We start from the raw sequence: 2,776 nt of genomic DNA on the forward strand, positions 1-2,776 counted from the left end.
CTCAAATACCAGGTGACCGCCTGTACGATCAGCCATGCCTCGAAATGCCTGCCTTTGAAATCATCCTTMGACTGCMGTTTCAGCTTTTCGGCAATAGCATTCAGAATCATCCGCACGCTMCACAACATTTGGAGCGGAAATTTCTCCTCCGACGGTCAACATACGTTAAGCGCAAAAATTTGCGACAGGCCCGCCAAACGGCATGGGCAATCACCTGCGCCGGAAATCGGTGGTGACGATAAAGAGTATCACGGGAAAATCTGGTCATGCCGCCAGATCCCACATTTTGATCGATGCCCGGTTAACGTTACGGTGCCATCGGTTCTGCTATCCGGTTGTCGTGGGCTTGCCCTGCTGTCAGGTCAAGCGCTGCAATCGGGCCTGGAGTGCTCGCCGATCGGGGACGAGGTTGTCGAGGTCCCGCGGGGGCTGTCCTCGTATCAATTGTCCAATCAGCGCCTGCGCCGCCTCCAACAAAAAGACGCCGCAATCACGACCGTTCTGCTGCTGGGCCATCCCCATTCGGATCACCCTGGCGGCTCCCACCGTCCCTGCGACCCGTTGGGCAGCGGCGTCGTGGTAGTCGCCGAGGGAGTCGTAGTGATAGGCAATCGGCCTGTTTCGATCGCGGCGATCAAGGAGCAGCAGCGACCAGTGGGTGCCGCGTTGATTGCGATCACCACCCTGGGCGTCAGTCACTGGAATCAACACGAAGTCGGCTAGGCGATGTCACGTTGTCGGCAACTTAACGGGTGGCGGATAATTCGGTTGAGATGACYTCATCGACCATCAGCTACAAGAACCACCGCTTTCCACCGCAGATCATCGCCCGTGCGGTCTGGCTGTATTTCCGGTTCCCGTTGAGCCTGCGGCTGGTCGAGGAAATGTTGCTGGAGCGCGGCATCGTCGTTTCTTACGAAACGATACGGCGGTGGTGCCGCAAATTCGGGGCGGCCTACGCCAAGCAGTTGCGTAGAAAGAAGCCGTCGCGGAAGGATATCTGGCATCTGGACGAGGTCGTGATTTCCATCGGCGGTCAAAAACATTGGCTTTGGCGCGCCGTTGACCAGGACGGCTACGTTCTCGATGAGATCGTCCAGACCCGCCGCGATACCAAGGCTGCCAAGAGATTGCTGGTCAGGCTGCTGAAGAAGCAGGGCCTGTCACCGAAGCGCATCATCGACAAACTGCGCTCATACGGAGCGGCAAAACGGGACGTGATGCCCGCTGTCGAACATCGATCGCACAAGGGCCTTAACAATCGCGCAGAGAATTCTCACGTGCCGCTTCGAAAACGAGAGCGGATGATGCAGGGCTTTCGATCCGTCGGAGGTTTGCAACGTTTCATCTCGGTCTTTTCAGCAGTCCGAAATCTTTTCGTCGCGCCGCACCAGAGACACTCAGCCCTAGCCACCCATATTCATCGCATCCGCGCCATGGCGCAGTGGAAAGCCGTGACCGCTGCAATTGCATGAGTTTACCGACAAGCGACTTTACGGCCGTTGATCAAACAACGTGACATCGCCTACCCGGACGCCTTCGCCGAACTGACGTCGCCAGCCTGCACCCACGACCCGTACCCGTTCAAGCGGTGGTTGCGCGAGCATGATCCGGTGCATCGCGCGGCCTCAGGCCTCTTTCTGTTGAGCCGCCACGCCGACATCTGTCGCAAGACACTTCCTGTCGGCTTTGTCGGAATCGCCACACAGCCTTTTATCATATCTAGATCATTATCTGAGTTAAGCCGTTGAAATCGGAGGTAAACCCGATCCTCGTCTCAATTGGTATGAGATTTGCGACGCTGCTTCGCGGATCGGCTGGTTCACAGAAGGAGAAAACAGAGTGCAGAGCGATTTCATTCCGGATCATGTTCGGTCCAGTTTGGTGAGGGACTTCAGCTTGTTCACGTCCCCAGGCATGGCACCAACAGCGAACCGAGATCCACACGCAGTTTTTTCTCGGATCCATCGAGAGCCCCACATTTTTTATTCCTCCTTTAACACTCGATACAGGCGGGGTACCTGGGTGATCACGGGCGCGTGCGACCAGCGCAAGGTGCTAGAGGATGTCGAAACTATTTCCAGCCATCGCAGCATCTTCTCCTCGGCACTTGGTGAAAACTGGCCAATGATCCCGCTGGAACTCCAACCATGGGCCCATGGCATTTTTCGTGCACTCTTAGATCCGCAGTTCTCCCTGAGGGGAGTTATGGCATTGGAGCGGAATGTCCGTAAGCAAGCAAGTGCGATTATCGATCTGATCGCTCGGAGCACCGGATGTGGCGTCATGAAAGATTTCGCCCTTCTATTCACAGTCAAAGTCAAAGTCTACCTGGGCTCTATGGGGCTCTCAAACAGCGGATCCGACGAGCTCATTGGTTGGGTGAGCGACTTGCTCCACGGCAATGATGTTAAACGTACCGAAGCGGCCCAATCAATCGTAAGTTTCATCGACGAACTTGCAGCGAGCCGTCGGCAGCAATCGGCTGCCGATTTCACGACATACATCGTGCACGCGCAGGTCCAGGCTCGTTCCCTGACAGATGAGGAAGTCCGGGGCATCGGCGTACTCTTCTTGAGTGCCGGACTCGACACGGTCGCTGCCGCGTTAGGCTTAGACCTGGCCTATCTCGCACGCAATCCGGAGGATCAGGAATCGCTGCGGAGAGAGCCGACCCGGATCGCAACCGCAGTTGAAGAATTGTTGCGTGCCTATTCAACCGTTCAGATTACCGCGTGGCTACGAAAGACGTGGACTTCGAAGGACTGTCGATGCG

1 protein-coding gene and 5 pseudogenes are annotated in these 2,776 nt (G+C 56.4%); 3 read left to right on the forward strand and 3 right to left on the reverse strand.

What is annotated here, in order from left to right:
• The 3 genes and pseudogenes from AC1D1Z_RS35960 to AC1D1Z_RS35970 form a co-directional block, all read right to left on the reverse strand.
• Positions 1 to 110, reverse strand: a pseudogene (locus AC1D1Z_RS35960) (IS6 family transposase); the annotation flags it as partial.
• Between the two features lie 44 nt (positions 111 to 154).
• Positions 155 to 268, reverse strand: a pseudogene (locus AC1D1Z_RS35965) (IS6 family transposase); the annotation flags it as partial.
• Between the two features lie 89 nt (positions 269 to 357).
• Complete coding sequence (locus AC1D1Z_RS35970; protein WP_081295698.1) at positions 358 to 711, reverse strand: Ulp1 family isopeptidase; 354 nt, start codon at positions 709 to 711, stop codon at positions 358 to 360.
• A gap of 15 nt (positions 712 to 726) precedes the next feature.
• On the opposite strand from AC1D1Z_RS35970, the pseudogene AC1D1Z_RS35975 reads away from it, so the two are divergent.
• The 3 pseudogenes from AC1D1Z_RS35975 to AC1D1Z_RS35985 form a co-directional block, all read left to right on the forward strand.
• A pseudogene (locus AC1D1Z_RS35975) lies at positions 727 to 1,475 on the forward strand (IS6 family transposase).
• 27 nt (positions 1,476 to 1,502) lie between these two features.
• Positions 1,503 to 1,664, forward strand: a pseudogene (locus tag AC1D1Z_RS35980) (cytochrome P450); the annotation flags it as partial.
• 178 nt (positions 1,665 to 1,842) lie between these two features.
• Positions 1,843 to 2,776 (forward strand): annotated as a pseudogene (locus AC1D1Z_RS35985) (cytochrome P450); the annotation flags it as partial.

It is taken from the genome of Rhizobium sp. P1_E1 (genome assembly GCF_056406015.1).